General features: G+C 61.2%; 33 protein-coding genes. 26 read left to right on the top strand and 7 right to left on the bottom strand.

The features are described from left to right. Positions 1–118: 118 nt before the first annotated feature. The 7 genes from NKJ46_RS25340 (at position 119) to NKJ46_RS25310 (ending at position 5,447) form a co-directional block, all read left to right on the top strand. Positions 119–508, top strand: coding sequence for an SMI1/KNR4 family protein (locus NKJ46_RS25340; protein WP_352668484.1), 390 nt, complete (start codon positions 119–121; stop codon positions 506–508). A gap of 2 nt (positions 509–510) precedes the next feature. Continuing rightward, positions 511–717 (top strand): hypothetical protein, encoded by a 207-nt coding sequence (locus NKJ46_RS25335; protein ID WP_352668483.1) that lies wholly within the window; start codon positions 511–513, stop codon positions 715–717. Positions 718–965: 248 nt separating this feature from the next. Next, positions 966–1,448, top strand: a complete 483-nt coding sequence (locus tag NKJ46_RS25330) for a T6SS immunity protein Tdi1 domain-containing protein (protein WP_352668482.1) — start codon at positions 966–968, stop codon at positions 1,446–1,448. 272 nt (positions 1,449–1,720) lie between these two features. After that, positions 1,721–2,098: a hypothetical protein gene (locus NKJ46_RS25325; RefSeq protein ID WP_352668480.1), complete on the top strand. Its 378-nt coding sequence runs from the start codon at positions 1,721–1,723 to the stop codon at positions 2,096–2,098. A 149-nt stretch (positions 2,099–2,247) separates the two neighbouring features. Further along, positions 2,248–2,817, top strand: coding sequence for a hypothetical protein (locus NKJ46_RS25320; RefSeq protein ID WP_352668478.1), 570 nt, complete (start codon positions 2,248–2,250; stop codon positions 2,815–2,817). Further along, a complete protein-coding gene (locus NKJ46_RS25315) occupies positions 2,799–4,808 on the top strand; it encodes an SGNH/GDSL hydrolase family protein (protein ID WP_352668477.1) in 2,010 nt (669 codons plus the stop codon). Before NKJ46_RS25320 ends, NKJ46_RS25315 begins: the two co-directional genes overlap by 19 nt. Before the next feature lie 33 nt (positions 4,809–4,841). Continuing rightward, positions 4,842–5,447, top strand: coding sequence for an acyltransferase (locus NKJ46_RS25310; RefSeq protein WP_352668476.1), 606 nt, complete (start codon positions 4,842–4,844; stop codon positions 5,445–5,447). Here the strand turns inward: NKJ46_RS25310 and NKJ46_RS25305 are convergent. From NKJ46_RS25305 to NKJ46_RS25290, 4 genes are all read right to left on the bottom strand, one after another. Further along, complete coding sequence (locus NKJ46_RS25305) at positions 5,444–5,974, bottom strand: hypothetical protein (protein WP_352668475.1); 531 nt, start codon at positions 5,972–5,974, stop codon at positions 5,444–5,446. The genes NKJ46_RS25310 and NKJ46_RS25305 overlap by 4 nt on opposite strands. Positions 5,975–6,472: 498 nt before the next feature. Continuing rightward, positions 6,473–6,646 carry a hypothetical protein gene (locus tag NKJ46_RS25300; protein WP_352668473.1) on the bottom strand — a complete coding sequence of 58 codons (174 nt, stop codon included), beginning with the start codon at positions 6,644–6,646 and terminating at the stop codon, positions 6,473–6,475. A 168-nt stretch (positions 6,647–6,814) separates the two neighbouring features. After that, a complete protein-coding gene (locus NKJ46_RS25295) occupies positions 6,815–6,982 on the bottom strand; it encodes a hypothetical protein (protein ID WP_352564264.1) in 168 nt (55 codons plus the stop codon). Between the two features lie 504 nt (positions 6,983–7,486). After that, on the bottom strand, positions 7,487–7,672 hold the full coding sequence (locus NKJ46_RS25290) for a hypothetical protein (RefSeq protein ID WP_352668472.1): 186 nt from the start codon (positions 7,670–7,672) through the stop codon (positions 7,487–7,489). 152 nt (positions 7,673–7,824) lie between these two features. On the opposite strand from NKJ46_RS25290, the gene NKJ46_RS25285 reads away from it, so the two are divergent. The 6 genes from NKJ46_RS25285 to NKJ46_RS25260 all read left to right on the top strand — a co-directional run bounded on the left by NKJ46_RS25285 (position 7,825) and on the right by NKJ46_RS25260 (position 10,096). After that, positions 7,825–8,628: an N-acetylmuramidase family protein gene (locus NKJ46_RS25285; protein ID WP_352668470.1), complete on the top strand. Its 804-nt coding sequence runs from the start codon at positions 7,825–7,827 to the stop codon at positions 8,626–8,628. Between the two features lies 1 nt (position 8,629). Beyond that, positions 8,630–8,842: a hypothetical protein gene (locus NKJ46_RS25280; protein WP_352668469.1), complete on the top strand. Its 213-nt coding sequence runs from the start codon at positions 8,630–8,632 to the stop codon at positions 8,840–8,842. Then, the gene (locus tag NKJ46_RS25275; protein WP_352668467.1) at positions 8,842–9,111 is read left to right on the top strand and encodes a hypothetical protein; all 270 of its coding nucleotides are present in this window, start codon (positions 8,842–8,844) and stop codon (positions 9,109–9,111) included. The genes NKJ46_RS25280 and NKJ46_RS25275 overlap by 1 nt, the downstream gene beginning before the upstream one ends. Next, positions 9,096–9,299, top strand: coding sequence for a hypothetical protein (locus NKJ46_RS25270; protein WP_352668466.1), 204 nt, complete (start codon positions 9,096–9,098; stop codon positions 9,297–9,299). Before NKJ46_RS25275 ends, NKJ46_RS25270 begins: the two co-directional genes overlap by 16 nt. Next, the gene (locus NKJ46_RS25265) at positions 9,299–9,622 is read left to right on the top strand and encodes a hypothetical protein (RefSeq protein ID WP_023675762.1); all 324 of its coding nucleotides are present in this window, start codon (positions 9,299–9,301) and stop codon (positions 9,620–9,622) included. Before NKJ46_RS25270 ends, NKJ46_RS25265 begins: the two co-directional genes overlap by 1 nt. A gap of 174 nt (positions 9,623–9,796) precedes the next feature. Then, positions 9,797–10,096 carry a hypothetical protein gene (locus NKJ46_RS25260; protein ID WP_352668463.1) on the top strand — a complete coding sequence of 100 codons (300 nt, stop codon included), beginning with the start codon at positions 9,797–9,799 and terminating at the stop codon, positions 10,094–10,096. Between the two features lie 14 nt (positions 10,097–10,110). On the opposite strand, the gene NKJ46_RS25255 is transcribed toward NKJ46_RS25260, so the two are convergent. Next, entirely contained in the window at positions 10,111–10,386 is a 276-nt protein-coding gene (locus NKJ46_RS25255; RefSeq protein WP_352668461.1) for a hypothetical protein, read from the bottom strand. Positions 10,387–10,573: 187 nt separating this feature from the next. Between NKJ46_RS25255 and NKJ46_RS25250 the strand changes: the two genes are divergently transcribed. From NKJ46_RS25250 to NKJ46_RS25235, 4 genes are all read left to right on the top strand, one after another. Further along, positions 10,574–10,870, top strand: a complete 297-nt coding sequence (locus tag NKJ46_RS25250; protein WP_352564277.1) for a hypothetical protein — start codon at positions 10,574–10,576, stop codon at positions 10,868–10,870. A 342-nt stretch (positions 10,871–11,212) separates the two neighbouring features. Next, positions 11,213–11,518 carry a DUF1236 domain-containing protein gene (locus NKJ46_RS25245; RefSeq protein WP_352668459.1) on the top strand — a complete coding sequence of 102 codons (306 nt, stop codon included), beginning with the start codon at positions 11,213–11,215 and terminating at the stop codon, positions 11,516–11,518. 125 nt (positions 11,519–11,643) lie between these two features. Further along, positions 11,644–11,856, top strand: a complete 213-nt coding sequence (locus tag NKJ46_RS25240) for a hypothetical protein (protein WP_352452715.1) — start codon at positions 11,644–11,646, stop codon at positions 11,854–11,856. An 86-nt stretch (positions 11,857–11,942) separates the two neighbouring features. Further along, positions 11,943–12,176 (top strand): DUF2934 domain-containing protein, encoded by a 234-nt coding sequence (locus NKJ46_RS25235; protein WP_352668457.1) that lies wholly within the window; start codon positions 11,943–11,945, stop codon positions 12,174–12,176. 159 nt (positions 12,177–12,335) lie between these two features. Here NKJ46_RS25235 and NKJ46_RS25230 read toward each other — a convergent pair whose 3' ends face one another. Then, positions 12,336–12,635: a hypothetical protein gene (locus tag NKJ46_RS25230; RefSeq protein ID WP_352668454.1), complete on the bottom strand. Its 300-nt coding sequence runs from the start codon at positions 12,633–12,635 to the stop codon at positions 12,336–12,338. A 447-nt stretch (positions 12,636–13,082) separates the two neighbouring features. On the opposite strand from NKJ46_RS25230, the gene NKJ46_RS25225 reads away from it, so the two are divergent. Further along, entirely contained in the window at positions 13,083–13,850 is a 768-nt protein-coding gene (locus NKJ46_RS25225; protein ID WP_352668453.1) for a hypothetical protein, read from the top strand. A gap of 142 nt (positions 13,851–13,992) precedes the next feature. Here NKJ46_RS25225 and NKJ46_RS25220 read toward each other — a convergent pair whose 3' ends face one another. Further along, on the bottom strand, positions 13,993–14,373 hold the full coding sequence (locus NKJ46_RS25220) for a hypothetical protein (RefSeq protein ID WP_352668452.1): 381 nt from the start codon (positions 14,371–14,373) through the stop codon (positions 13,993–13,995). A 229-nt stretch (positions 14,374–14,602) separates the two neighbouring features. Between NKJ46_RS25220 and NKJ46_RS25215 the strand changes: the two genes are divergently transcribed. From NKJ46_RS25215 to NKJ46_RS25180, 8 genes are all read left to right on the top strand, one after another. Continuing rightward, on the top strand, positions 14,603–14,857 hold the full coding sequence (locus NKJ46_RS25215) for a hypothetical protein (protein WP_352668488.1): 255 nt from the start codon (positions 14,603–14,605) through the stop codon (positions 14,855–14,857). Between the two features lie 167 nt (positions 14,858–15,024). Continuing rightward, positions 15,025–15,750: a GntR family transcriptional regulator gene (locus NKJ46_RS25210; RefSeq protein ID WP_352491121.1), complete on the top strand. Its 726-nt coding sequence runs from the start codon at positions 15,025–15,027 to the stop codon at positions 15,748–15,750. Between the two features lie 3 nt (positions 15,751–15,753). Continuing rightward, positions 15,754–16,794 (top strand): ADP-ribosylglycohydrolase family protein, encoded by a 1,041-nt coding sequence (locus tag NKJ46_RS25205; RefSeq protein ID WP_352668451.1) that lies wholly within the window; start codon positions 15,754–15,756, stop codon positions 16,792–16,794. Further along, positions 16,791–17,765: a PfkB family carbohydrate kinase gene (locus NKJ46_RS25200; protein WP_352668448.1), complete on the top strand. Its 975-nt coding sequence runs from the start codon at positions 16,791–16,793 to the stop codon at positions 17,763–17,765. Before NKJ46_RS25205 ends, NKJ46_RS25200 begins: the two co-directional genes overlap by 4 nt. Before the next feature lie 54 nt (positions 17,766–17,819). Further along, complete coding sequence (locus tag NKJ46_RS25195; protein WP_352668447.1) at positions 17,820–18,881, top strand: ABC transporter substrate-binding protein; 1,062 nt, start codon at positions 17,820–17,822, stop codon at positions 18,879–18,881. Between the two features lie 66 nt (positions 18,882–18,947). Further along, positions 18,948–19,817 carry an ABC transporter permease gene (locus tag NKJ46_RS25190; protein ID WP_352668445.1) on the top strand — a complete coding sequence of 290 codons (870 nt, stop codon included), beginning with the start codon at positions 18,948–18,950 and terminating at the stop codon, positions 19,815–19,817. Beyond that, positions 19,817–20,605, top strand: coding sequence for an ABC transporter permease (locus tag NKJ46_RS25185; RefSeq protein WP_352668444.1), 789 nt, complete (start codon positions 19,817–19,819; stop codon positions 20,603–20,605). The genes NKJ46_RS25190 and NKJ46_RS25185 overlap by 1 nt, the downstream gene beginning before the upstream one ends. Next, positions 20,605–21,672, top strand: a complete 1,068-nt coding sequence (locus NKJ46_RS25180) for an ABC transporter ATP-binding protein (RefSeq protein ID WP_352668441.1) — start codon at positions 20,605–20,607, stop codon at positions 21,670–21,672. The genes NKJ46_RS25185 and NKJ46_RS25180 overlap by 1 nt, the downstream gene beginning before the upstream one ends. Positions 21,673–21,679 lie beyond the last annotated feature (7 nt).

Genomic DNA, 21,679 nt, shown 5'->3' with positions numbered 1-21,679 from the left:
TCGGCCGGTACCGCAAACGACGTTTCTTCCTGCGGCAAACCTCTGTAAACGCTCACCAAAATGGGCGTTTGTGGACGGAAACTAGACTAGCAATGAGGTTGGGACCTGAGAGGATGCAGTGGGATATAATCTAACTGAGGGACAGTTCGACCCGCCGGCTGAATCCGCAGTCGTCGATGGCCTGTCCGCACGGTTGGGAGTCGCGCTGCCCAAGGATTACATCGACTTCCTCAAAGAGCATAATGGAGGCGAAGGTTTCATCGGCGATAACTATATTATTTTTTTCAAAGCCGAAGAATTGGCTGACTTCAATCGAGAATATGAGGCTGAAATATATGCGCCAGGCATCCTCCTATTCGCATCCAACGGAGGAGGTGAAGGCTATGGCTTCGACACTGAAGACGCGGCCATGCCAATCGTGCGCATCCCATTCATAGGTATGGATCGGCAATCCGCTGAGACGATAGCGTGTCACCTCGCCGACCTATTTGCTCGATTGGCGGACTGAAAATGAGCGACCAACATAGATATGTGCGCCCCAAGGGCATGGAGCTGTTTGAGATTACACCGGTTGTCGTTGGTGGTGATCCAGTCAGTTTGGAGAACAAGACCTGGCTGACCAGACAAGAGCATTTTGAAGCGGTGCGCTACTGGAATCGAACTATCGAAATTCAGCGTAAGGCGGCGCTGGAAAAGGCGGCACGGGCGGAGGGGTAAGGTGCGGGAGTACTGACCTTGCGGAGGCCATGACCCGCTTCGGCCGATCATGGTGCAAGTCCACCAACCACCCGGAATAATGCAACTCGTCCCTAGATCCCAACATGACCCTGGAACTATCTTCCAGAAGACCCTGCACCCGAATGGCCGAGGAGGATTTTCTTTATGGGGAAAATAATCAAATTATTGGACATCGTTGGAAGGCTCTCAGATTTTGACGAGGATGACACGATTTATGTGGCGGAGCCTTGGACGGAAGATTCCGGGCGCAGGACGTGGCACGTTGGAACGCACGTGTCTGCCTGGGTTTTCCGGAATTCACCGGCCGGATCACCTGCTTTGGTTATGATTGGCTGGGGACGGCGCTTGCAGTCGATAGCCAAAGGCTGGAACAAGGGGAACCTGGTGTCGTGATGTTCGAGCCGGGCACGGGGGAGGCGCTCCAGGTGCCGGCCAACATTCGCACCTTCCACGAGGTCGATGTCATAGAGGATGAAGACGCGGCGTTGGCCGCCAACCTTTACGCGGATTGGCGCGAGGCCGGCGGCGCCGAACCGGCTTACAACCAATGCATCGGCTACAAGATACCATTGTTTCTCAATGGCAAGGACGAAATCAAAAACCAGGAGCTGTCGGACCTGGAAGTCTATTGGCACATAATGGGCCAACTTATTGCGAAGGTGAAAGACCTGCCACCCGGAACACCTGTCAATATCCGGGACCTTCTCTAAAACAGGGTTTCCGCTGATCTGCCACAGGGGACTCGCGTTCGAAGCATGGCTAGGCTCTAGAGGCGGTATTTGCCTCTGGTCTGAAGGGGTGCAACCGTCGCGGTCTGTGATGCGCTATCCGTTTTGTGGCCGGACGATCCGGGTAGAGCGTGCCGCAACCGATCCGGCGGTCTGATTGTGGTCACGATGCTGGCTTATGGCCTGATAACCGCAGAGCGGTGCCAGTCCTGGTGCCTTCTGAATCGCCTCCTCACATGAAGGGTTGACCTATCTTGTTGCGCACAGACTCTTTTTCGACCACGGCAAGGATCGTTTTTCTGCTCACCCTGGTCGTTGTTCTCCTGCTCGCGCTTTCGCCGGTGCGCTTCCTGCAGGAGTTGGACATGGGCTTCACCTTCCAGCACGACAAGCTCAACCACGCCGCGGCGTTCGCGGTGCTGGCGGCGCTTGGAAGCCTCGGCTGGCCGGAACACAAGACGAGGCTGGTCGTGCTCCTCGCCCTTACCGGTGCGGCGATCGAGCTGCTTCAGGGCGCGCAGCTGATCGCGCGCGATATGGATATCCTCGACTGGGTCGCCGACTGCGCCGGCATGGCCTGCGGGCTGGCGGCCATAGGCGGCACAAGAAGGCTCATCGGCGGTTTGTTGTAGCCCGTTGCCGCTCCCTGTCCGAAAAATGTAAATCGCCGGCTGCGCCAGATAGCGCGGTGTCCGGCCGCGTAGCTTAAGTTTCCCACCGCCAGCACTGAACCCCTTCCAGCCTCGCTTATGCGGGGCTTTTTTTTATGGAGCAAGCCCTCATGTCCCGACCTGCAACTGCCGCCGTTCGTCTCCTGACCGGCGAACGCGAACCCGTACGCCTCGCGACCACGGCCGACATCCTCCTGCACGGCCTGCAGGCCATCGACGGCGTGCCGGCCGAGGTCGGCGACCGCGTGGTGGTCAAGGACCAGGCCGACCCGACGCAGAACGGCATCTACACAGCGAGCGCAGGCGAATGGTTCCGCGCCGCCGACGCCCGCACCACGCGTACCCTGCAGAAGGGCACGACCGTTCACACCCAGATCGGAGCGGTCAATGCCGACCGCGTGTTCGAGTTCACGGCCGACGAGCCGGCCGTCGGCACCGATGCCATCACCATCGCCGCATCCGTTCCGCCCGACATCGCAGCGCTCAGGCTGCACGCGATGCTTCGCTCTACGGCAAGGGCATTTTCCCGACGACTCCCGCGGCAATCGGCTTCGGCGTCGCCGGCAACGGTGCGATCACCGCAGGCTCGGGTGGCGCCAACGGCACTTTCGACCTGGCGTTTACCGGCGGCACCGGTTCGGGCGCGGCCGGCCGCTTCGTGGTGGCGGGCGGGGCGCTGACGCAGATACTGATCACGGCGCCGGGTTCCTACACAGTGGCGCCGACGTTGAGCTTTGCGGCGTCGGCAGGGCTCGCCGGCGCCGCCGCTGCGGCGGTGCTGGGCAGGAATGTCGATGTCGGCGAGTATTTCTGGACCGAAGTTTCGACGGGTTCCTTGGGGTTGTTCAATGTCGGGATCGGACCGGTAGCAGCTGATACGGGTGTCCGTGCGGCAACGTCCGCTGTCCTTTCGAACTTCGATAGCTTGGCGATGATCGAAGGCCTCAGCGTTCCGACCGCCAGGCTAACAGAAGCGGCCGGATCGGTCAGCCCATCGATTTATCGATCCTACTCTTTTGTGTCGGGCGATACGATCGAGCATATTGTCGTTGCCAAAGCTGGAGAGCGAAGCGCTCTGCAACTTGTCCACGCAGGGGCTGGTGCAGCCTACACTGCCAACTTCAATCTTGACGAGGGCGTCGTGTCCAGCACCTCGGGCGCGAACCTCGTCAGCGCTGCCATAACGGCTATCGGTTCCGGCTGGTACGAGTGCAAGGCCGTCGTCTTGGTCGCCGCAAACATTACGAACAATGTGCAGGCTCGCATGTCGGCTGCTGGCGTTTTACCGTTCACTGGCGACGGAACCAGCGGCATGTACATTCGCAGCATCTTGCTTCGCAAGCAGGGCCTGCCGGCCAACCTGTTTCCGAGCAGCGACCCCGTCAACGCCGCCTTCACGAAACAGAATGTTACAGTTACCTCCACGACCAGCCCTTATGAACCGGTCCTGATCCCCCTGCCTCCTCTTGTCGATGACCTCGACGTGATCATCAGAGGCCGAATGACGGCATCCAAGCTTGTGGAAATGGTCGGCTCTGGCAATCCCTCCGTTTATCAGGGCAGGTCAGTGGTCAATGGCGATAATATCGTCTGGAAAGTCACCGCCAAAAAGGCCGAACGCAATCGTCTCAATCTCTACTCCAATAACGCCGTCATCTTTGACTGCACGTTCAATCTCGACACTGGGACAGCCACCGGCACAGGCGCGAGCATCGTCGTTCTAGGCAACGGCTGGTACGAATGCACGGTCACTAAGACGGCAACAGCCACGGCTTCGACGAACTGGCAACAGCGTATTTTCCCGCCTGCTGGCGGTCACCCATATGTCGGCGATGGTGTATCTGGGCTCTATGTCCAACGGTCTGCTCTAAGCATCAATGGCGGACCGAATGTCTTCTCGTCTTCGGAAAACCTCTCCAGCTCGGCTTGGACCAAAAGCGTTGGGGTGACAGTGGTTGCGAACGCCGCGCTGTATCTCGGCCTTCTGTCTAATCCGGCCAACATCGGCGGCGACCCACACGACGATGGCTCGGCCGCCTTGGCTGGCAAGAAATTGACCCTGATCGGCTCTAGTATTTCGGCCGGAGCCTACTACGTCCCGGTCCTCGCCGGTCTGACCGGTATGATTCCCACCAATCTAGCCGTCAGTGGCTCGGCGTTGGGGCTGAGCACCACCGCCTATCCGAGCTACGGAATGTCCAACGCGATCGCCAACATTCCGGTCGACGCGGAGTTGGTAATCCTGGAGCCTGGCCCGAACGCCTTTGGCGCACAGGAGACGCCCCTGGGCGCCCTCGGCGATATGACCTACGCTACTCACTACGGTTCGCTGTTCGCGGCCCTGCAGGCCATTCGTGCGCGAGCGCCAAATGCCAAGATCGTCATGATCGGCACCTACAGCGGCGGTCCGGGACATGCCACGCACCGGATAGGAAGAATAAACGGACAAGGTAACACGCTGATCCAATTCATGAAGGCGGAGCGGGAAGTTGCCGATATGCTGTCAATACCGTTAATCGACGTGGGTGGTGAGAGTGGCATCGGCTACCTGACCTCGTTGCTTTACATGAGCGATGAGCTTCATCCGAATGCTGCCGGCAGCCTGCGACACGGAATTTTCGACGCTGAGGAACTCCGTCGTCTGTCTCTCCGGGGCTTCTTCGGAGCCTAGACTGGAGTGATCCTGTGTGGCAGATGTTCGCGAATGCACGTCTTCTCCACCTTTCTAGCTCTTCGCCGCCGTTTTTGGTCATGGATAGCCACGGGCGCCGCTAGGGAAAATGCCGTCATTGGGCCGCGTACGAAGTTCGGCGCCGGGGCGGAAATTTTTAATATCCGCGGCGACCGATCTCGCGTCTCGATAGGCGCGGACAGCCATTTGGATGGGCATTTGCAGGTCTTTGCCCACGAGGGCCGGATCAAAATCGATGATTGGTTCTATCTTGGCCCAGGCTCGACGATTTGGTCGTCAGACCCGGTAGGGATTAAGATCGGAAAGCGGGTACACGTCTCATGGGGGGTGGCGATCCATGATACCAACTCGCATCCGATGGACCCGATGAAGCGTTTTGCGCAGATGCAGGCCATTTTCAAGCGCGGCCATCCTAGAATCGACCCCGGCATACGCTCTGCCCCGATTGTGATCGGAGACGATGTTTGGATTGGGAACAGTGCCATGATCATGAAGGGTGTCACGATCGGCGATCGGGCGATTATCTCCGCCGGTTCAATAGTGCGAACCGACGTCCCTGCTGACGCCTTGGTGCGGCCCTCATCAATGAGCACCTCGCCATCGTATCACGGCGGTTAAGTCACGGTCACGAAAGGCATGTGCTTGATCCGCTCCCACTGGTCCTTCGCCGTGGTTCCTGACCAGCGGTTGCGAAGTGCACTTTCGCGGTACGCCTCCTCAGGCTCTAGTCCGGGCAAGGCCGCAGACTGCGGTAAAAAGAACAGGTTGCCGCCGGCCCCGGAGACGGCGACGAGTTTGTAGCCGTGGCTATTGCAGAGTTGCGTCAGTGCGGTGATCGAGGCGCCGTGATACCAGCCGCTCTCGTGCTTTGCAGCCCGATCGAACGACGGATCGTACGGCACGGTCACCGGGTTGAGGCCGAAGCTGGCATTGTATTCGACGACGATCACACCAGGCCGCTCAGGTAGCAGAGCTTCGAGGAACCAGTAGTCATTTCCATCGACGTCAACGGAGAGCACTCCAAGCTGCGGAAAATGGGTACCAAGGTCCTTGATGTTATCGAGGGTGATGAAGCTCTGGCGCGCCTCGATCCGCTTCGGAAGCAGAGCCTGGGCCAGCCGAACAGTCTGCGGATCGCCATCCACCAGAAGGCCCCGAAAGTCCTTGAGGCCGATGCAATTATACTCCGTCGGGTGAAATCCAAACTCCAAGAAGGTCTTTGGGATTTGGTCGACAATCCGGGATAGGATGGTGCTCTCGTCGGACTGTGGAGACCCGCTGAGCCGAGCCCTAACAAAGTGGTAATAGTAACGAAGCGGGCTCGCTCGCAGGAATGTGTGAACCCGGCTGCTCATTAATTGCCACTCTCTGGCCAGCCAAGCTGGGTGAAAGCCGCCGCCTGAACCTCGTCACCATCACTGCCAATATGCATACGCTCACCCTTGCTCTTGCTATGCTCTTTGCGGCAAGCGGCGGTGGTTTGCAAGCCCGCCCGCGAGGCAGGGATCACCAGTCCCTTTGAAATCGCCAAAGAGTTCACCCCCGCATGAGATGTACAGTATTTCCATTAGAAATCCTCGGGACCCAGAGGCATGGGCTCGGAGTCGTCGGATGCGACCCACGATGCGCCGCCAGCAGAGCTGCTACCGTCTGCTGTCCTGCGGCTTCTGGTGAGATTCCTGGCTTTTCGACCACCAGACAAAATACGGCGAGCCCATCTTCATCACAGGCACGCGGCGGTCGCGTTCCCGGGCTCGCAACTCACGATAGGTCTTCATCTTCAGAGTGCCGCCAGGCAACCTGATACGCACTGCCATCGGTCCAACTCCCGTTGTGCAACGCAGCAATTTTCGTGCAATGCGGTAAGTAGAGACTTTCCGTTACGGAAGAGTCAACAGCTGCATCATCAACTTATTTTGCTAGCTGGCCTGCGGAGGCCGGGGCGGGCCTTCCCAGGCGCATGGCAAGCGGAAAAAATTGATGCCTTACCCCGGCGACTGATCGTCAACCAGGCGCTGGCGGTTCGACCACCAGGTGAAATAAACCCGGCCGATCTTGACGACGGGAATGCGGCGGGCGCGCTCGCGGTCACGCAATTCGCGGTACACTTTCACCTTCAGCGTGCCGCCCGGCATTCTGATACGCACTGCCATCGCTTCCGCCGCCCCAAATTGTGCAATGCAGCATCAAAGACCTTCCGTGGCGGAAGAGTCAACGCCCGCCCGCCGACTTTTTCTGGGATTTGTCGAGCGGTCTCGGAAGTTTTGGCACGCACGGCGGTTCCTGATTCTGCACGGAAGCGTCATGCCCGGCCGGGATCGTCGGGTGCGAGGGCTATTTTCTGGGCGAGGACTTGTTGGGCGAGGATGGGCGATCGGACATGCCGCTCGGCCACCAGATGACGAAGTAATTGCCGACCTGCCAAACCGGCACCCCGCGCTTCTGCTCGCGACGCCGCAGCTCGACCCTTTTCTTGATCTTCAAAGTCCCGCCCGGAAGCCTGATTCTTATTGTCACGTGTCCTCCCCGTACCCCCCAAGGTACGAACGATAGACGGGAACGGCTTCGTCCCGGCTAAGCAATTTCATCCAGGTCGAGCAATTTCGGGGCCGGTAAACGCAACGTGCCGGGCCGGCGCGAAATCGCCGGAACCGGCTTCATTTGAAGAAATCCGCAATGCCGTTGATGGCCAGCACCGCATAGACGATCGGTCCGGCGATAAACGCACAATAGAGGCAGAGGATCGCCGCCAGCACCACGAGCAGCGGCTTGTCGCGGCCGACGGCGCGGAGCTCGGACTTCACCGACCAGCGCGCCGCAGCGGTTTGTTCATCATCAGACATGTGCACCATCCCGCGGCCATTTCACACGGCGGGTCGAAAACATCAACCTTCCATGCCACATCGGCGCGCGCTGCCGCCCAATTCTGCTTTGCCGCCACCCATCTGTTTTTTCAACTGCACAACCTTGCCCGCGAGGGCGGAAAGGACTGCCCATGGACATGACGTTCAAGGGCGCCGCCAGGCGCCTCGATGACATAGACTTGCCTAAACTCGGCGCCCGGATCGGCGTCGGCGAGGACGAGATGCACGCGTTCCTCGATGTTGAAACCAGCGGGCACGGCTTCGACGCCGTTGGCCGGCCGGTCATCCTGTTCGAACCGCACGTCTTCTACCGCAATCTGTCGGGTGCCAAGCGGGCAAAAGCGGTAGCCGCTGGCCTCGCCTATCCGAAGTGGGGCGAGAAGCCCTATCCCAGGGATAGCTACCCACGGCTCAGGGCAGCTTGTGCGATCGATGAAACCGCGGCGCTCAAATCGGCCTCATGGGGCTTGGGCCAGGTTCTCGGCGAGAACTTCAAAGCCGCCGGCTTTCTTACCGTGCAGGCGATGGCCGAGGCGATGATGGCGGACGAGGCGCTGCAGCTCGGCGCGGCAATCAACTTCACCGTCGAGAACCGGCTCGACGACAATCTGCGCAACCATGACTGGGCGGGCTTCGCCAAGGGCTACAACGGCGCCGGCTATCGCAAGAACGCCTACGATACCAGGCTTGCCGAAGCCTATCGCAAATGGTCGCGCATCAAGGACATGCCTTGGCCGGCTGCCGGCCCGGCGTCATCGGCGGCCGTCCCTGCAGCCCCGCCAGAGCCCGCGAAGCCAATTCCCGTTCCACAACCGACCGCCACGCCCGCGTCCTCTGCGCTTCCAGTGCCTGCCGCCAGGCCCGGCTTCTGGACAGCGCTGGTCGCCGCCATCCTCAAAATATCAGCCATCCTCAATCTGTTCGGAAGGAAATGACATGTGGACCCGCATCAAGGGCTTCTTCCGCGACAGCGAAACAATATTCTGGGCGCGGCTTCAGACGGCCATCGGCATCGCTGCGACCATCGTCACCTATGTCGACCCGCAGGTGCTTTCGCCGATCATTCCGGGGGAATGGTTCCCCTGGTTTCTTGTGATCAACGGCGTTTTGACCGAGTTCCTGCGCCGCCGCCGCGCCGAGGATTTGTGATGGCAGCGCTTCTCAGCATTCTCAGCGCCATCATCGGCAACAAGGTCGTCATGACGGTATTCGCTGCCGTGGCGGGCGGCATCGGCCTTTACGTTGCCGGCGGCATCAACCGGGCGAAGAAGGAGGCGGTCAAACAGGCAGAGGCAAAAGTCGCGGCCGCCGAGGATCGCCTCGAAATGAGGCGCGAGGCCGCAGCCGAAGAGCGCAAGGCTGCCGGCATGCCCGATGCGGCAGCAAGAGCGGAGGCTGCGAAATGGGCAAAGCGCTGATCCTGTGCCTGGTGCTGGCCGGCTGCACGACAACCGCGCCGGCCGGCAATCCGCGCCAGGTCTGGTGCGATCACAACCAGCCGCGCCGGCCATTCGCCCCGGTCGTCGCCGCCATGAGCCGGCCCGAGCTCGACGAGATGAACGCCTTCAACGGACAGGGCGCCAGATGGTGCGGGTGGACGCCATGATGCACGAGCTGCTCGACGTCCTGGGCATCAAGGCGCCGGTGCTGGTCGCCGGCCTGTCCGGTGGCATTTTGCGGGCCTTGTCGCGTCACCGCTACAAAGTCCGCGAAATGGTGGCCTCGCCGATCTGCGGCGCGCTGGCGGCGGCCTATCTGACGCTGCCGGTCGTGCATTATTTCCGCGCCGCCGGGCTGCCCATTCCTTCTCCCGACGACGACACCACGACGCTGGCCGCGGCGTTCCTAATCGGCGTCTCGGCCATGTGGATCTCAGACATCGTCTTCGAAATGATCGTGCGCCGGTTCGGGCCGGTGAAGGAGGAGTAAGCCGCCCAAGCGCGACGAAATAGTGACGTTCAGTTGGAGCCCGCTGCGCCGAAAGGTGCGGCGGGCTTTTTGCATTTTTCCTCGCATTCTGTACGATCTTTCTTTCGCGACAGGGCGGCTCGATCCGGCGCTGCCAGAGCAACATGCGCGTCAGGCTTAGCGGGAGGTGGTTTCATGCTTGCCAGAGTGCTGACACAAGCGGCAGTCCTGACAGCCGGGGCGCTTCTGTTTGCCGCGACGGCCGACGCTCGGCCGGACAGCCGCGCGATGACGTGCGAACAGGCACAGTTTCTGATCCAGAGGCATCGCTCGGTGGTGCTGACCACCGGCCAGCACACCTACGACCGTTACGTCCGCCAATTCGGCAATGAATGCGACTGGCCGCAGGTGCCGCGCGCCGCGTATATCAAGACGCGTGACGGTCAATGTCTGGTCTATCGCTGCCAGGAGCCGGTCTTCGACCTCCCGAATTGAAAGCAGGCGGCGGCTCATTCCTCGTCGAAAGAACCACCCTCGCTTGCAAGGTCGCGCGAAATGACGCGTTCGTCGGCATCGTCCGGCAAGGCCTCGTCGCTTTCCTGATAAGCGTTATCGTCATCTTCCTCCGGCAGTTCGCCGTCTTTCTCGACGTCATAGCGAATATCGCCGTTTTGCGGCACGCCGTCAGGGAGGATTCTCCCGCTCCGGATGGCATCCCAGTCCTGTTGCTGGATCGTCGGGCTCTCGGTCTCGTCGTCGGTTCGATCTTTCCTGCGCGGTTCCATCGCCGGTTCTCCATAATGTCAGCGGCCCTGAATTGGCTCAGTGGTTGAACTCATAAGTCTGGCGGCCGGTTCCGGGCCGCTGCGGTCCGGGCGCGTTGCCGCACGACGGAACCAATCGCGCCCGCCTGCCTTCACATTCAGAAGATCTTGGCACATTCAGAAGATCTTGGCGCGAAAGGAGCTTGACATGAGACCGCTCATTTTCTTGCCGTATATGCTAGGTGCGCTGGTGCTGGCGGTGCCGGCGGCCGCGCAGCCGGGCGAACAGGCGCAATCCGACCGCTGCAAAGTCGAGCCGCCCGACAAGAACAGCCAGCAGCAGAAGCCGGCCGGCAACAATTTGTCCGATACGCTCGAGCCATGCGGTGGGGTCCTGAAGCCGCCGCCAACGGGCGATCAGGGCATGGCGGCGCCACCGCCGGATGAGGGCAGGACCCCGGTGATCAAGCCCGGCGAGGTGCCGCCACAGCCGCCAAAGCAGTAGCAGCGACGGGCGGCAACTTCGCGCCGCTTGCGCCGGCAGGTTTGTTGCACTCGCTTAGGAACATTAGCTTGTCCTAAATGTTATTTTAGACGCAGTAGATATCACCCCCCTCCGGTATCGCTGCTGATCGGGAAACCGATCGGCCCGCGTCTTGCGACGCGGGCCACCGCAGTTCATTCGCAGTCCATTCGCCGCATCGCGCGGGCACTTCACCGTTATTCGATTAGCCGCCACTTACGGAACAACAAGGTGGCGTGGGCGTTTGCCTAGAGGGTTCGCCGCTTCGACCGGAATGCCGCGTCGCAATTGTAAGGGCGAGGCCCGTAACAACAGGAGTAGACGATGAAAATCCACCTTGTTCCTGCTGCGGCGGGATTGGCGTTGCTTGCCGGCGTCGGCGTGGCCACCGCGGACCAGGTGATTGTCACGCCCGAACAGCAGACGGTCATCCGCGAATACGTCCACAAGCACCCGCTGGCGTCGATCAATCTTCTTGGGGTGGAGCTCAATATCGGTTCCACGTTGCCCGATACGGTCGAGCTGCAACCGATCGATGTTCCCGACGTGCAGTACAGATACGTTGTCGTCGGCAATCGCACCGTGCTCGTCGACCCAGGCACCCGCAAGATCGTGCAGGTCATCGAGTGACCGGCGTTCCCAAACCGCGAACCGGGTTTGGAAAGGTCACGGTCTAAATTATCAAATAAGAGCTCCATCCCGAGGGATCGGGATGGAGCCGCTGTCGTCTCGAAACAAGGAAAGGAGCCATTCCCATGCTGCCGCATGTCGAGCCGGTCAACGTGGCCGCCGCCGTCGACAAACTGCTTGCTGAACGAGGCGATGGCCTGCTGTCGATGAAGGCGGCGATAGCACTGTTGCGCGAACGCACCGGAACCGAGCGCTCGGACGCCGACCTTGAAGGGCTGATCATCAAAAAGGCGGCGCTCCTCGGCGTCGCCGTCCTGTGTGACAGAGAGGTTCAATGACGGTGTTGCCTGCCACTCAAGACGCCGGTCGAAATTTCAGCTAAAACAAAGTTGTTTACGCATGAACCGAGCCGACGGAGGTATCAGTGACGGACAGGCAGGAACGGATTCGCCAGCGAGCACACGCGATCTGGGAACAGGCAGGCAGGCCCGACGGGGCGCATCAGCAGCATTGGGATCAGGCTACCGCCGAAATCGACGCAGAAATCGCCACGAAAGAGAAGACCGCCAGCCGGCCGAAGCCGACACCACGTCAGCCTAAGCCGGCACCCGCCGCCAAGGAGGGAAGCAAACCCCAGGCGCGACCACGCAAAACGTGAACTCGAGCGGATTTGATTCCAACGCTGGATCTCGCGGTTGGTCGGGCCCATCGTCTTGGCGCTCCTGCACGTCGTTCCGTGATCGGCAGCAGAACCAGTCCTGACCGGTCCCGCCGCCGCAAGCCCACCCGCGATGGTAGGCCCGATTGGTGCGGCTAACTACTTCCCGCAATTGTTGTCGTTGACAGTCGGTGAAACCGTCCCGGCAGGTTTGTTGGACGCGTCGGGTTGGGCTCCTTGCGGGGTTGCAGGGCAGTTTTCATCCGCATTGGAGTTCATGGCACCCGTCGTACCCATCGTGCTGCTGGTCGTGCCAGGGTCAATACCGTTCGGTTTGGGCTGGACGACGATGCTCTTCTCGCTGCCAGGCGCATTGTTGTCCGACCCGGTGTTCTGGGCCATCGCCGCGGTCGCCAGACCGGTTGCAAGTATTGAGGCTGTCAGGATTTTCGTAAGCATGCTGATCTCCATCATTCGGTTGTCATCGTTTGGCACTACAGAGAAAACAACCCTGGTGATGGAAAGGTTCCGGCAAAAATGACGCAGCACGGTGAAGCAAACCCGCGCAGCGCGGACCTTCTCGGCCCATTGTTCTATTGCCGTAGGTAGGTTTGATGTTGTGGTTTGCAGATTAGGAATTCGCCTTCTTTTGGCGGCCGACCGTCGCGACGTTCGCCTGTTGCGGCGCCATCAGCTGAGTCACGCATCGCTTCAATCGGTAGAGGTCATCATAAAGTAAAACTTTCGGAAAATTTCACTACAAATTTCACGCGGCTGTTATTTCAAAATATACCATGGGGCCAGCGAGTTGATCGGCAAAGAAACCGATCATCTTCTTGCAAATTAGTAGGTATGCAACCGGCGACGTCGCGGGCTGTTCAGCGCAACTACAGCAAGGAGAGTGTTATGACCGGCATAATCAAAACAATCACCGATGCGGTGGCAGGCAGCGCAGTTATTTTCATGCTCTCGATGCCCGTGAATGCCGCGGACGGAATTGCCGTTGGTGTTGGAACATCCATCGGCGGCAACGGCGGCATCAAAGCCGGCCTCGGCGCGACGGCTGGCGGTCGCGGCGGCATCAACGCCGGTGCCGGCGCGACGGTTGGCGGCAGCGGCGGCATCAAGGCCGGCCTCGGTGCCTCTGTTGGCGGTCGCGGCGGCATCAACGCCGGTGCCGGCGCGACGATTGGCGGCAGCGGCGGCATCAAGACAGGCCTCGGTGCCGCGGTGGGCGGCAGCGGCGGCATCAACGCCGGTGCCGGCGCGACGATTGGCGGTTCCAGTGGCATCGCCGCGGCCGCCGGCGCATCGGTCGGGGGCAGAAGCGGCATCAACGCCGGTGCCGGCGCGACGATCGGTGGTCCCAGTGGCATAGCGGCGGGCGCCGGGGTAGGTATCGGCAGCGGCGTTAACGCAGGCGCCGGGGTCAGGGTCGGCAGTGGCATCAATGCCGGCGCCGGTGTCGGGATCGGTGGTGGAAGCAATCCGAGCAATCCGTCCAACCCGGGCAGCCCGTCCAATCCCAGCAATCCCAGCTTGCCCCAGGTCGTTGCCGACATGTCGGGCGACAAGTTGGCCAGGATGAAGAAGCGCTGCGTTGACGTGCTCAGCAGCGAAGGCACTTACGACAGCGATCTGCGCCAATTGTGCCTGCTGATCGCCCGCCGCTAAGGCGAATACATCGGATGAAATGTCGGACCGGGCCGAGAGGCCTTCGTCCACCAAACCTCCAGCAGTCCAAAGCCCGCCATTGCGGCGGGCTTTTTGCCGAGCACGTGTGCGGCAGCATGGCTGGCTCACAAGAGCACGCGCCTCAATGCGTTTGACGGCCAAGATCCGGCGAAGCGGACGCTCCGTCTTCCAGGGAGTCCCAGCCCACTGCGGGGCTGCTTTGCGTCAGCTGAGGGCACGCAAATTCCGCCAGATCGGTTTCCGCGAAGCCGTCGAACTCGATAGCCGCCCCGTAGAGCTGGGCTGCTTGCATGACGAGCCATTCGATGTCTTCGCGCGCAACATTCTCGGCGAGGTTCTGCAGTCGCGCGGCTTCGGCGACAGCAGTCAGATTGATAGCAATCCCGGACCGCAATGTAGCCCGAACTCGGGAACTGACGTCTTCGTGCAGACGAACCGAAAATCCGTAGCGCATGGAAAAAACCTTCCCTTCAGGAGCGGTTTGTCCCTCGAGTTCTACCATGCGCCCAGGTCCCGTGATTGGCAAGCGAAATTCCTTAAAAACTCGTTTTATGTCAAATAGTTAGAGTATTTTGTTGATTACCCATTTGATGCTTGATCCGCTTCATCGGACTTCTGCATGACTCGCTCATCTGAGGGCCTTGACGCATTCTGCTCACGTACCTACTTCTACAGAAAATTAGGAACATACTAACTCAGCTGCATTTAGGCTGGTATGATTGGAGGCCGAGATGTCCGAACTGGAACGCCCGGAACGATTGCAGATCATGCTGACCGTCGATGAACTGGCGGCATTGGAGAACTGGCGCTTCGACAAGCACATGCCGAGCCGGTCGGCCGCTGTACGTGAGCTTTTGAGGCGAGGTCTCACAGCCGATGGTTTCCTGACGGCGGCGCGTGGGACCAAGTCGCGCGACTTCGGCATTCTGCCGCATTCTGCAGATGGTGACGGGGCAGTCGAGGGGTCTTCCAGCAGCGAACAGTGACATCTCCAGCGACCCCGTTCGCCCGCCGCACCTCGTATGGCCTTCACGGCCACTGGGTATCATCAAGCAGCTTGGTCTATCTGTGTGGCCCTCCGCCGTCGGTTGACAGAGCTGGCTTTGCAGATACATTGCACAGGATTATACAGGTGCAATGAACAGGTATGCTTATGGTCCGCCGCGTGGTTCCATCGTCTCCCGGCACGGGCAAGCCCGAACAGATCGCCACCGTTCTCGAACAGGAAATCCGCTCCGGTGTCCTCGGCTTCGGCGACCGGCTGCAAAGCGAGAACGAGCTCGTCCAGCGTTTCTCCGTCAGCCGCAACACCGTCCGTAAGGGCCTCGAGGAACTGTCCAGCCGCGGGCTGATCACCACCAAGGTCGGCATCGGCTCTTTCGTCACCTTCGATGGCAAGCCCGTTGATGACTCAATCGGTTGGTCGCGGGCGCTCGCCAACGCCGGCGCAAATGCCGAGACGCGGACGCTGCGGCTCGAGGTGATCGAGGACCCTGATCTTGCCGCACTGCTTGGTATAGAAAACCCGTTTTTCATCGCTGTCGATCGGGTGCGCACCAATGCCAGCGACGGCCACGCTATCTCCATTGAGCGCAGCCGCCTGCCATTATCACCCGAACTGGAGGACGTGCCGTTACGCGGACTGCGCGAAGGCTCGCTCCACCAGACGCTCCGCGGCGCCGGTCTCATTCCAGACCATGGCGAGGAATGGGTCGGCATCGAAATGCTCAACCCAGAGGACGCCGCAATCCTCGGCTGCCCGCAAGGCACGCCGTTCCTGCGCGGTTGCCGCTTGACCCGCGCCGCCGATGACCGGCCGATCGAATATGTGACCAGCCTGCTCAACCCGGCGCATTTTGCGCTGCATATGAGGTTCTGAGTGATGCCGGACGACACCGGGAGCATAACCGATCGGGCCATGGGAGCGCTTGTGGGCGGGGCACTGGGAGATGCGCTGGGAATGCCGACGCAGCTTTTGTCGCCGGCGCGGATTGCCGAACTCTACGGTCATGTCGAGGACTTCATTGCTCCTTTCGCCGACCATCCGGTGTCGAAGGGACTCCCGGCCGGGACGATCACCGACGACACAGAACAGGCGCTTCTGCTTGGCCGTATCCTGGTCGAGTCCGGTAACCGGTTCGACCATGCGCGGTGGGTCAACGCGCTGCTCGACTGGGAACGCGATGTCAAGGCGCGCGGCAGCTACGATCTGCTGGGACCATCAACCAAACGCGCCATCGACGCCATCAATAACGGTATGCCAGCCGAGGAAGCGGGACGCAGCGGCGACACAAATGGTGCGGCCATGCGCATCGCGCCAGTCGGCATCATGATGCCGCCAGAGCCGCTTGACGCACTGGTCGGCAAAGTGGCCGAAACTTGCAGGGCGACGCACAACACGTCAATCGCAATCGCTTCGGCCGCAGCGGTCGCTGCCGCCGTCAGTCGCGGCATCGCTGGCGGTGACTGGCGCGCCGCTTCCGACAGAGCCATCGCCGGGGCGAGGCACGGGGCAACGCTCGGCTATTGGGTGACCGGCGGTGACATCGCCGCGCGCATTGGGTGGGCGCAGAAGCTCGTACGCGGCAAGGAGACGAGCGACGCGATCCGGCTGATCACCGATCTGGTCGGCACTGGCGTCGCCAGTCAGGAGTCCGTTCCGGCTGCATTCGCGGTGCTGGAAGTCGCCGGCGGCGATCCCTGGCAAGCGGCAGTCATCAGCGCCAATCTCGGTGGCGATACCGACACGATCGGCGCCATCGCGGCCGGCATGGCCGGTGCCTGCACCGGCTTTTCCCGATTGCCACAGAAACACATCGCCCGGATCAAAGGCCTAGACATTGGGCGGGTGCGCGCGCTCGCCGCCGACTTGGTCGCCCTGCGGACGGCGAAGAGCAGGTCCGGCAAGGATACGGCAGCATGAGCGGGCGTCTCGTCCATATCGGCAGCGCGGTGGTCGACTATGTCTACCGCATCGATGCCTTGCCGGCACCGGGCACCGAGAAGACCGCATCGAGCTTTGCACAAGTCGCCGGCGGCGGCTTCAACATGATGGTCGCGGCCAGCCGCACCGGCATGAAGGTGGTGTTCGGCGGCCAGCTCGGCAGCGGACCCAATGGCGACTTCCTGCGCGCGGCCTTAGCCACGGAGGGGATCGAGGCACTGACGCCGGCATCGCCGGTTCTGGACAGTGGCAATTGCGTCGCCATGATCTCGAGCGATGCCGAGCGCACCTTCGTCTCGTGGCCTGGTGCAGAGAGTTTGCTCAGCCTTGACATGATGGCGCTCATCTCGGTCGCACCGGGCGACTGGGTGTTCACCTCCGGCTATACACTTAGCTATCCGGGAAGCCGAGAGGCGCTTGTCGACTGGATCGAGGTGCTGCCGGCGGAAATTCCTTTAGTCTTCGATCCGACGCCGATCATCTCAGACATTTCGCGCACCATTCTCGACCGGGTGCTGGCGCGCACGAGCTGGCTGAGCTGCAACGCCGCCGAAGCGGCTGAGATCGCCGGCACCGGCGATGTCGAAGCTATTGCTGCCCGCCTGCTGGCCAGCCACTGCCCCAACGCGGCAGGCGTGGTCGTCCGCGCTGGCGCAAAAGGCTGCTTCGTGCGGCTGGCCGACGGCACCGCCCAAGATGTGCCCGGGTTCAAGGTCGCGGCGGTAGACACCAACGGCGCCGGCGACACTCATATCGGCGCCTTCGTCAGCGCGCTGTCGCACGGCGTGTCGCCGTTCGAAGCGGCGCGCTACGCCAATGCGGCGGCGGCGCTCTCGGTCACCCGCCATGGCGGGTCGTCGGCGCCGAACGACCAGGAGATCCAGCGATTCCTCAGCCATGACGATCGACCGACGACCGTGCATGGCCGGAAGCAAGAGGCCCATTTCTGACAGCCTAATGGGATAACAAGCCCGCCAACCGGGCAAATAATGAGAGGAACGAACATGCGCATGCCCAAACTGACTGCTTTTCTGACGGCAACCGCTGTCTTCGCTTCGGCCCTTACGCTGGCCGCCAGGGCCGACGAGGTGCACGTACTCAACTGGAAGGGCTATGGCGCCGACGAGCCCTGGGCCATAGCCGCCTTCGAAAAGGCAACCGGCAACAAGGTCGTCAACGACTTCTTCAATTCCGAACAGGAAATGCTGACCAAGCTCAGGACCAATCCCGGCCTTTACGATGTCGTCATGATCAATGCCGCCTTCAACGATCAGGCGATGGCGGAAAAGCTCATTCAGCCGATCGACACGTCCAAGCTGCCGAACTATGCCGACATCAGCAAGGACAAGGCCGGCTCATCGATGCTCGTCCATGACGGCAAGGTCTATGGGGTGCCGTGGGTTTGGGGGCTGACGGCGCTCGCCATCAACGACAAGTCATTCGACAAGCCGCCGACCAGCATCGCCGAAATGTGGGATCCCGCCCACAAGGGCCGCGTTACCATCCGTGACGATGCCGTCGAGGCCGTGCAGTTCGGCGCCATCGCTACCGGCCAGAACATCAACGACGTCAAGGACATGGAGGCGGTCAAGGCGAAGCTGACCTCGCTGATGCCGCAGATCAAGACGTTCTGGAGCTCGGAGAACGACTGGAACCAGATGGTTGCCTCCAACCAGATCGACATCGGCACCTATTGGAGCGGCTCGGCCGACCGCGCCAAGACGCATTTCAAGCTGCCGGTCTCGCTGGTCATTCCCCAGGAGGGTGCCGTCGCCTGGCTTGACGCCTTTTCCATTCCGGTCGGTTCCAAGAACGTCGCCGGGGCGCAAGCCTTCATCAACTACATGATCGACCCGAAGTTCTATGTCGAATGGGTCACCAAGGTCGGCGCGCCGGTGTCGGCCAACACCAAGGCGGTCGAAGCGCTGCCAGAGGGTTCCTTCAACCGCAAGGTGATGGGCGACCCGGCAGTCGCCAAGCGCATCCAGTTCCAGGCGCCGATTACTGACGCGCAGCGCGAGACCTATCTGGCGCTTTGGCAGCAGCTCAAGGTCGACGTGAAGTAACAGCAGAAGCCGCGATCAGCCGACCATCAATGTCGGCTGATCCTTCCTATCCTGGGAGAAGATGTCATGGCAGTACAGATCGCAGCCGCGTCGCGCAGCGGGCTGAGATCGGCCTTGCCGCTTCTGGCGCCTGCCTATCTCTGGCTGACGGTTGCAATTTTCCTGCCGCTCTCGGCCATGGTCTTCTTCTCCTTCATGACCGACCTGCCGCTATCGGGAAAGCCGTGGGCATTCACGCTCGAAAACTATGCCGCCTTCTTTTCACAAAGCCTTTACCTGACATTGCTGGTGGCCTCGCTGCGCCTCGGCCTCGAGGTGACGCTGTGGTGCATCGTCATCGGTTATCCCGCCGCTTACGTGCTGGCCAAGGTGCTGAAAGGCCGCAGCCGCGAGGCGATTTTCCTGCTCGTCATCCTGCCGTTCTGGTCGAACGGGCTGGTGCGCATCTTCTCGTGGGCGATGGTGCTGCGTGAAGGGGGCATTCTCGACACAGCGCTCAACGCCGTGCTGCCGTTCAAGATCAATATCGACCTGATGTATTCCTATCCGGCCGTCATCATCGGGCTGGTGCACTCCTACGTTCCTTACATGGTGCTGACTTGCTACCTGACCCTACAGGCCATCGATGACTCGCTGCTCGAGGCCGGGCGCTCGCTCGGCGCCTCGCGGCTGCAGATGCTGAAGCGGGTCATCATTCCGCTGTCGATGCCGGGGCTGGTGGCTGGCGCAGCCCTCATCTTCGTCCCGGTCGTTGGCTCGTTCATGGAGCCGCGCATCCTTGGCGGCCGTACCGGCACCTTTTACGGCACTGTCATCGAGGACCAGTTCGTCGCGGTGTTCAATTGGCCGCTGGGTGCTGCGCTCTCCTTTATCCTGCTGGCCGTCGTGCTGGTCATCCTGGCGGTTGCCTCACCGGTGCTGAGGAGGGCTACGTGATGGCGACGACACGGGTCCTCGAATGGCTCGGCCGCCTCTACATCTGGCTATTGCTCGCCTTCCTCTATGTGCCCATCATCATCATGGCGCTAATGTCTTTCAACGTTTCGCCCTTCTACCAGCTGCCGTTCGAATGGACGACGGAATGGTATGCCTCGCTCTGGCAGAACAATCAGCTGATCGCGGCCACGCGAAACAGCGTCGAGATCGCCGTCATCACTACCATCATCTGCACCGCGCTCGGCACCGCGGCGTCGCTAGGGCTCTATCGCTACGACTTCCGCGGTAAGAAATTCCTGCAGGCGCTGCTGTTTCCGCCGATCGCCATACCGTGGCTGATCACTGGCACGGCGATGCTGATTTTCTTTTTCGGCGTCGGCATCGGCCGCGGTCTGTTCGCCATCCTGCTCGGCCACGTGGCGTTGGCGCTGCCCTATGTCATCGTCGTCGTCTCGGCCCGGCTGCAGACATTTGCGCCGGAGCTGGAAGAGGCGGCGCGCTCGCTCGGCGCCAATCAATGGCAGGTGACGAACCGCGTCACGCTGCCCTGGATCATGCCGGGCGTCATTGCCGGTGGGCTGTTCGCCTTCGCCGTGTCCTTCGACCAGTTCGTCGTCTCCTACTTTCTGTCGACGCCCGGCCAAACGACGCTGCCGGTCGAAATCTACGCGGCGATCCGCAAGGGTTTCACGCCCGAGATCAATGCTGTCTCGACGATCATCATTGTTGTGTCGATGGCGCTGATGCTGCTGACGGCGCGCTTCTTCAAATTCGGCGGAGAGAAATAATGGCGGGCGTGCAGGTATCGAATGTGTCGCGCAGTTTTGGCGCGCACAAGGCGCTGGACGATGTCTCGATCGATTTCGCCGACGGCGGCTTCTACGCCCTGCTCGGTCCCTCCGGCAGCGGCAAGACCACGCTGCTGCGCCAGATCGCAGGCTTCGACTTTCCCGACTCTGGTCGCATCTCCATAGGCGGCAAAAGTGTTGAGCGGGTGCCGGTGGAGAAGCGGCGCATCGGCATGGTGTTCCAGAACTACGCGCTCTTTCCCAATATGAGCGTCTCCGACAATGTCGCCTTCGGACTGTCGGTGCGTGGCGAGCCCAAGGCGGTGATTGCCAGCGAGGTGCAGCGCGCACTCGACCTCGTGCAACTCGGCACGCTCGGTGGTCGCCGGCCGCACCAGCTCTCCGGCGGCCAGCGCCAACGGGTGGCGCTCGCTCGCGCGATCGTCACCACGCCGCGCGTGCTTCTCCTCGACGAGCCGCTCGGCGCGCTCGACAAGGCGCTGCGCGTGGACATGCAAATCGAATTGAAGCGTATTCAGCGCGAGATCGGCATCACCACGATCTTCGTCACCCACGACCAGGAAGAAGCGCTGACGATGAGCGACCGCATCGGCATTCTGCGCGATGGCAAGCTGGTGCAGGAAGGCCCGCCCGAGGAGATCTACGATCGGCCGAAGAGTGAGTTTGCCGCCACCTTCCTGGGCGACGCCAACATCCTTCGCGGCAACGCCACTGGTACGGGCATCCGGCTGCCTGACGGAACGGGGATTGCCGCAGGCGCGGGGGTTACGCTTGTCGCCGGCATGAAGGCGAGCTGCGCCGTGCGGCCTGAACGAATCCGCATCGCCACCAATGCCGGCGTTCCGGACCGAGCCCATGCCAACATGCTCACGGGGCGGGTTTCCAAGCGCATCTTCGCCGGCAACAACAGCACGTATTTTGTCGATCGCGATGGCCAGACAATCAAGGTCATCGTGCAGAACACCGGCATCGAAAAGCTGGCGGAAGGACAACAGGTGGTGCTGCGCTGGTCGTCGGAGAGTACGGTGCTGATCGACGCGAGCTAGCAGATCC

The sequence above is a fragment of the Mesorhizobium sp. M0166 genome, from assembly GCF_040322255.1.
GTDB lineage: Bacteria > Pseudomonadota > Alphaproteobacteria > Rhizobiales > Rhizobiaceae > Mesorhizobium.
Note: the sequence above shows the minus strand (reverse complement) of the source record. Positions and strands in the feature narration are given on the sequence as shown.

Excerpts from the sequence above, each read along its gene's own strand:
- NKJ46_RS25230 (WP_352668454.1), bottom strand. The coding sequence starts at position 12,635 with ATGCTTACGAAAATCCTGACAGCCTCAATACTTGCAACCGGTCTGGCG.
- NKJ46_RS25185 (WP_352668444.1), top strand. The coding sequence starts at position 19,817 with ATGGCGACGACACGGGTCCTCGAATGGCTCGGCCGCCTCTACATCTGG.
- NKJ46_RS25310 (WP_352668476.1), top strand. The coding sequence starts at position 4,842 with ATGCACGTCTTCTCCACCTTTCTAGCTCTTCGCCGCCGTTTTTGGTCA.
- NKJ46_RS25245 (WP_352668459.1), top strand. The coding sequence starts at position 11,213 with ATGAAAATCCACCTTGTTCCTGCTGCGGCGGGATTGGCGTTGCTTGCC.
- NKJ46_RS25260 (WP_352668463.1), top strand. The coding sequence starts at position 9,797 with ATGCTTGCCAGAGTGCTGACACAAGCGGCAGTCCTGACAGCCGGGGCG.
- NKJ46_RS25265 (WP_023675762.1), top strand. The coding sequence starts at position 9,299 with ATGCACGAGCTGCTCGACGTCCTGGGCATCAAGGCGCCGGTGCTGGTC.
- NKJ46_RS25195 (WP_352668447.1), top strand. The coding sequence starts at position 17,820 with ATGCGCATGCCCAAACTGACTGCTTTTCTGACGGCAACCGCTGTCTTC.
- NKJ46_RS25220 (WP_352668452.1), bottom strand. The coding sequence starts at position 14,373 with ATGGTAGAACTCGAGGGACAAACCGCTCCTGAAGGGAAGGTTTTTTCC.
- NKJ46_RS25280 (WP_352668469.1), top strand. The coding sequence starts at position 8,630 with ATGTGGACCCGCATCAAGGGCTTCTTCCGCGACAGCGAAACAATATTC.
- NKJ46_RS25290 (WP_352668472.1), bottom strand. The coding sequence starts at position 7,672 with ATGTCTGATGATGAACAAACCGCTGCGGCGCGCTGGTCGGTGAAGTCC.
- NKJ46_RS25320 (WP_352668478.1), top strand. The coding sequence starts at position 2,248 with ATGTCCCGACCTGCAACTGCCGCCGTTCGTCTCCTGACCGGCGAACGC.
- NKJ46_RS25300 (WP_352668473.1), bottom strand. The coding sequence starts at position 6,646 with ATGGCAGTGCGTATCAGGTTGCCTGGCGGCACTCTGAAGATGAAGACC.
- NKJ46_RS25270 (WP_352668466.1), top strand. The coding sequence starts at position 9,096 with ATGGGCAAAGCGCTGATCCTGTGCCTGGTGCTGGCCGGCTGCACGACA.
- NKJ46_RS25275 (WP_352668467.1), top strand. The coding sequence starts at position 8,842 with ATGGCAGCGCTTCTCAGCATTCTCAGCGCCATCATCGGCAACAAGGTC.
- NKJ46_RS25190 (WP_352668445.1), top strand. The coding sequence starts at position 18,948 with ATGGCAGTACAGATCGCAGCCGCGTCGCGCAGCGGGCTGAGATCGGCC.
- NKJ46_RS25180 (WP_352668441.1), top strand. The coding sequence starts at position 20,605 with ATGGCGGGCGTGCAGGTATCGAATGTGTCGCGCAGTTTTGGCGCGCAC.
- NKJ46_RS25250 (WP_352564277.1), top strand. The coding sequence starts at position 10,574 with ATGAGACCGCTCATTTTCTTGCCGTATATGCTAGGTGCGCTGGTGCTG.
- NKJ46_RS25295 (WP_352564264.1), bottom strand. The coding sequence starts at position 6,982 with ATGGCAGTGCGTATCAGAATGCCGGGCGGCACGCTGAAGGTGAAAGTG.
- NKJ46_RS25335 (WP_352668483.1), top strand. The coding sequence starts at position 511 with ATGAGCGACCAACATAGATATGTGCGCCCCAAGGGCATGGAGCTGTTT.
- NKJ46_RS25200 (WP_352668448.1), top strand. The coding sequence starts at position 16,791 with ATGAGCGGGCGTCTCGTCCATATCGGCAGCGCGGTGGTCGACTATGTC.
- NKJ46_RS25205 (WP_352668451.1), top strand. The coding sequence starts at position 15,754 with ATGCCGGACGACACCGGGAGCATAACCGATCGGGCCATGGGAGCGCTT.
- NKJ46_RS25255 (WP_352668461.1), bottom strand. The coding sequence starts at position 10,386 with ATGGAACCGCGCAGGAAAGATCGAACCGACGACGAGACCGAGAGCCCG.
- NKJ46_RS25285 (WP_352668470.1), top strand. The coding sequence starts at position 7,825 with ATGGACATGACGTTCAAGGGCGCCGCCAGGCGCCTCGATGACATAGAC.
- NKJ46_RS25210 (WP_352491121.1), top strand. The coding sequence starts at position 15,025 with ATGGTCCGCCGCGTGGTTCCATCGTCTCCCGGCACGGGCAAGCCCGAA.
- NKJ46_RS25240 (WP_352452715.1), top strand. The coding sequence starts at position 11,644 with ATGCTGCCGCATGTCGAGCCGGTCAACGTGGCCGCCGCCGTCGACAAA.
- NKJ46_RS25225 (WP_352668453.1), top strand. The coding sequence starts at position 13,083 with ATGACCGGCATAATCAAAACAATCACCGATGCGGTGGCAGGCAGCGCA.
- NKJ46_RS25215 (WP_352668488.1), top strand. The coding sequence starts at position 14,603 with ATGTCCGAACTGGAACGCCCGGAACGATTGCAGATCATGCTGACCGTC.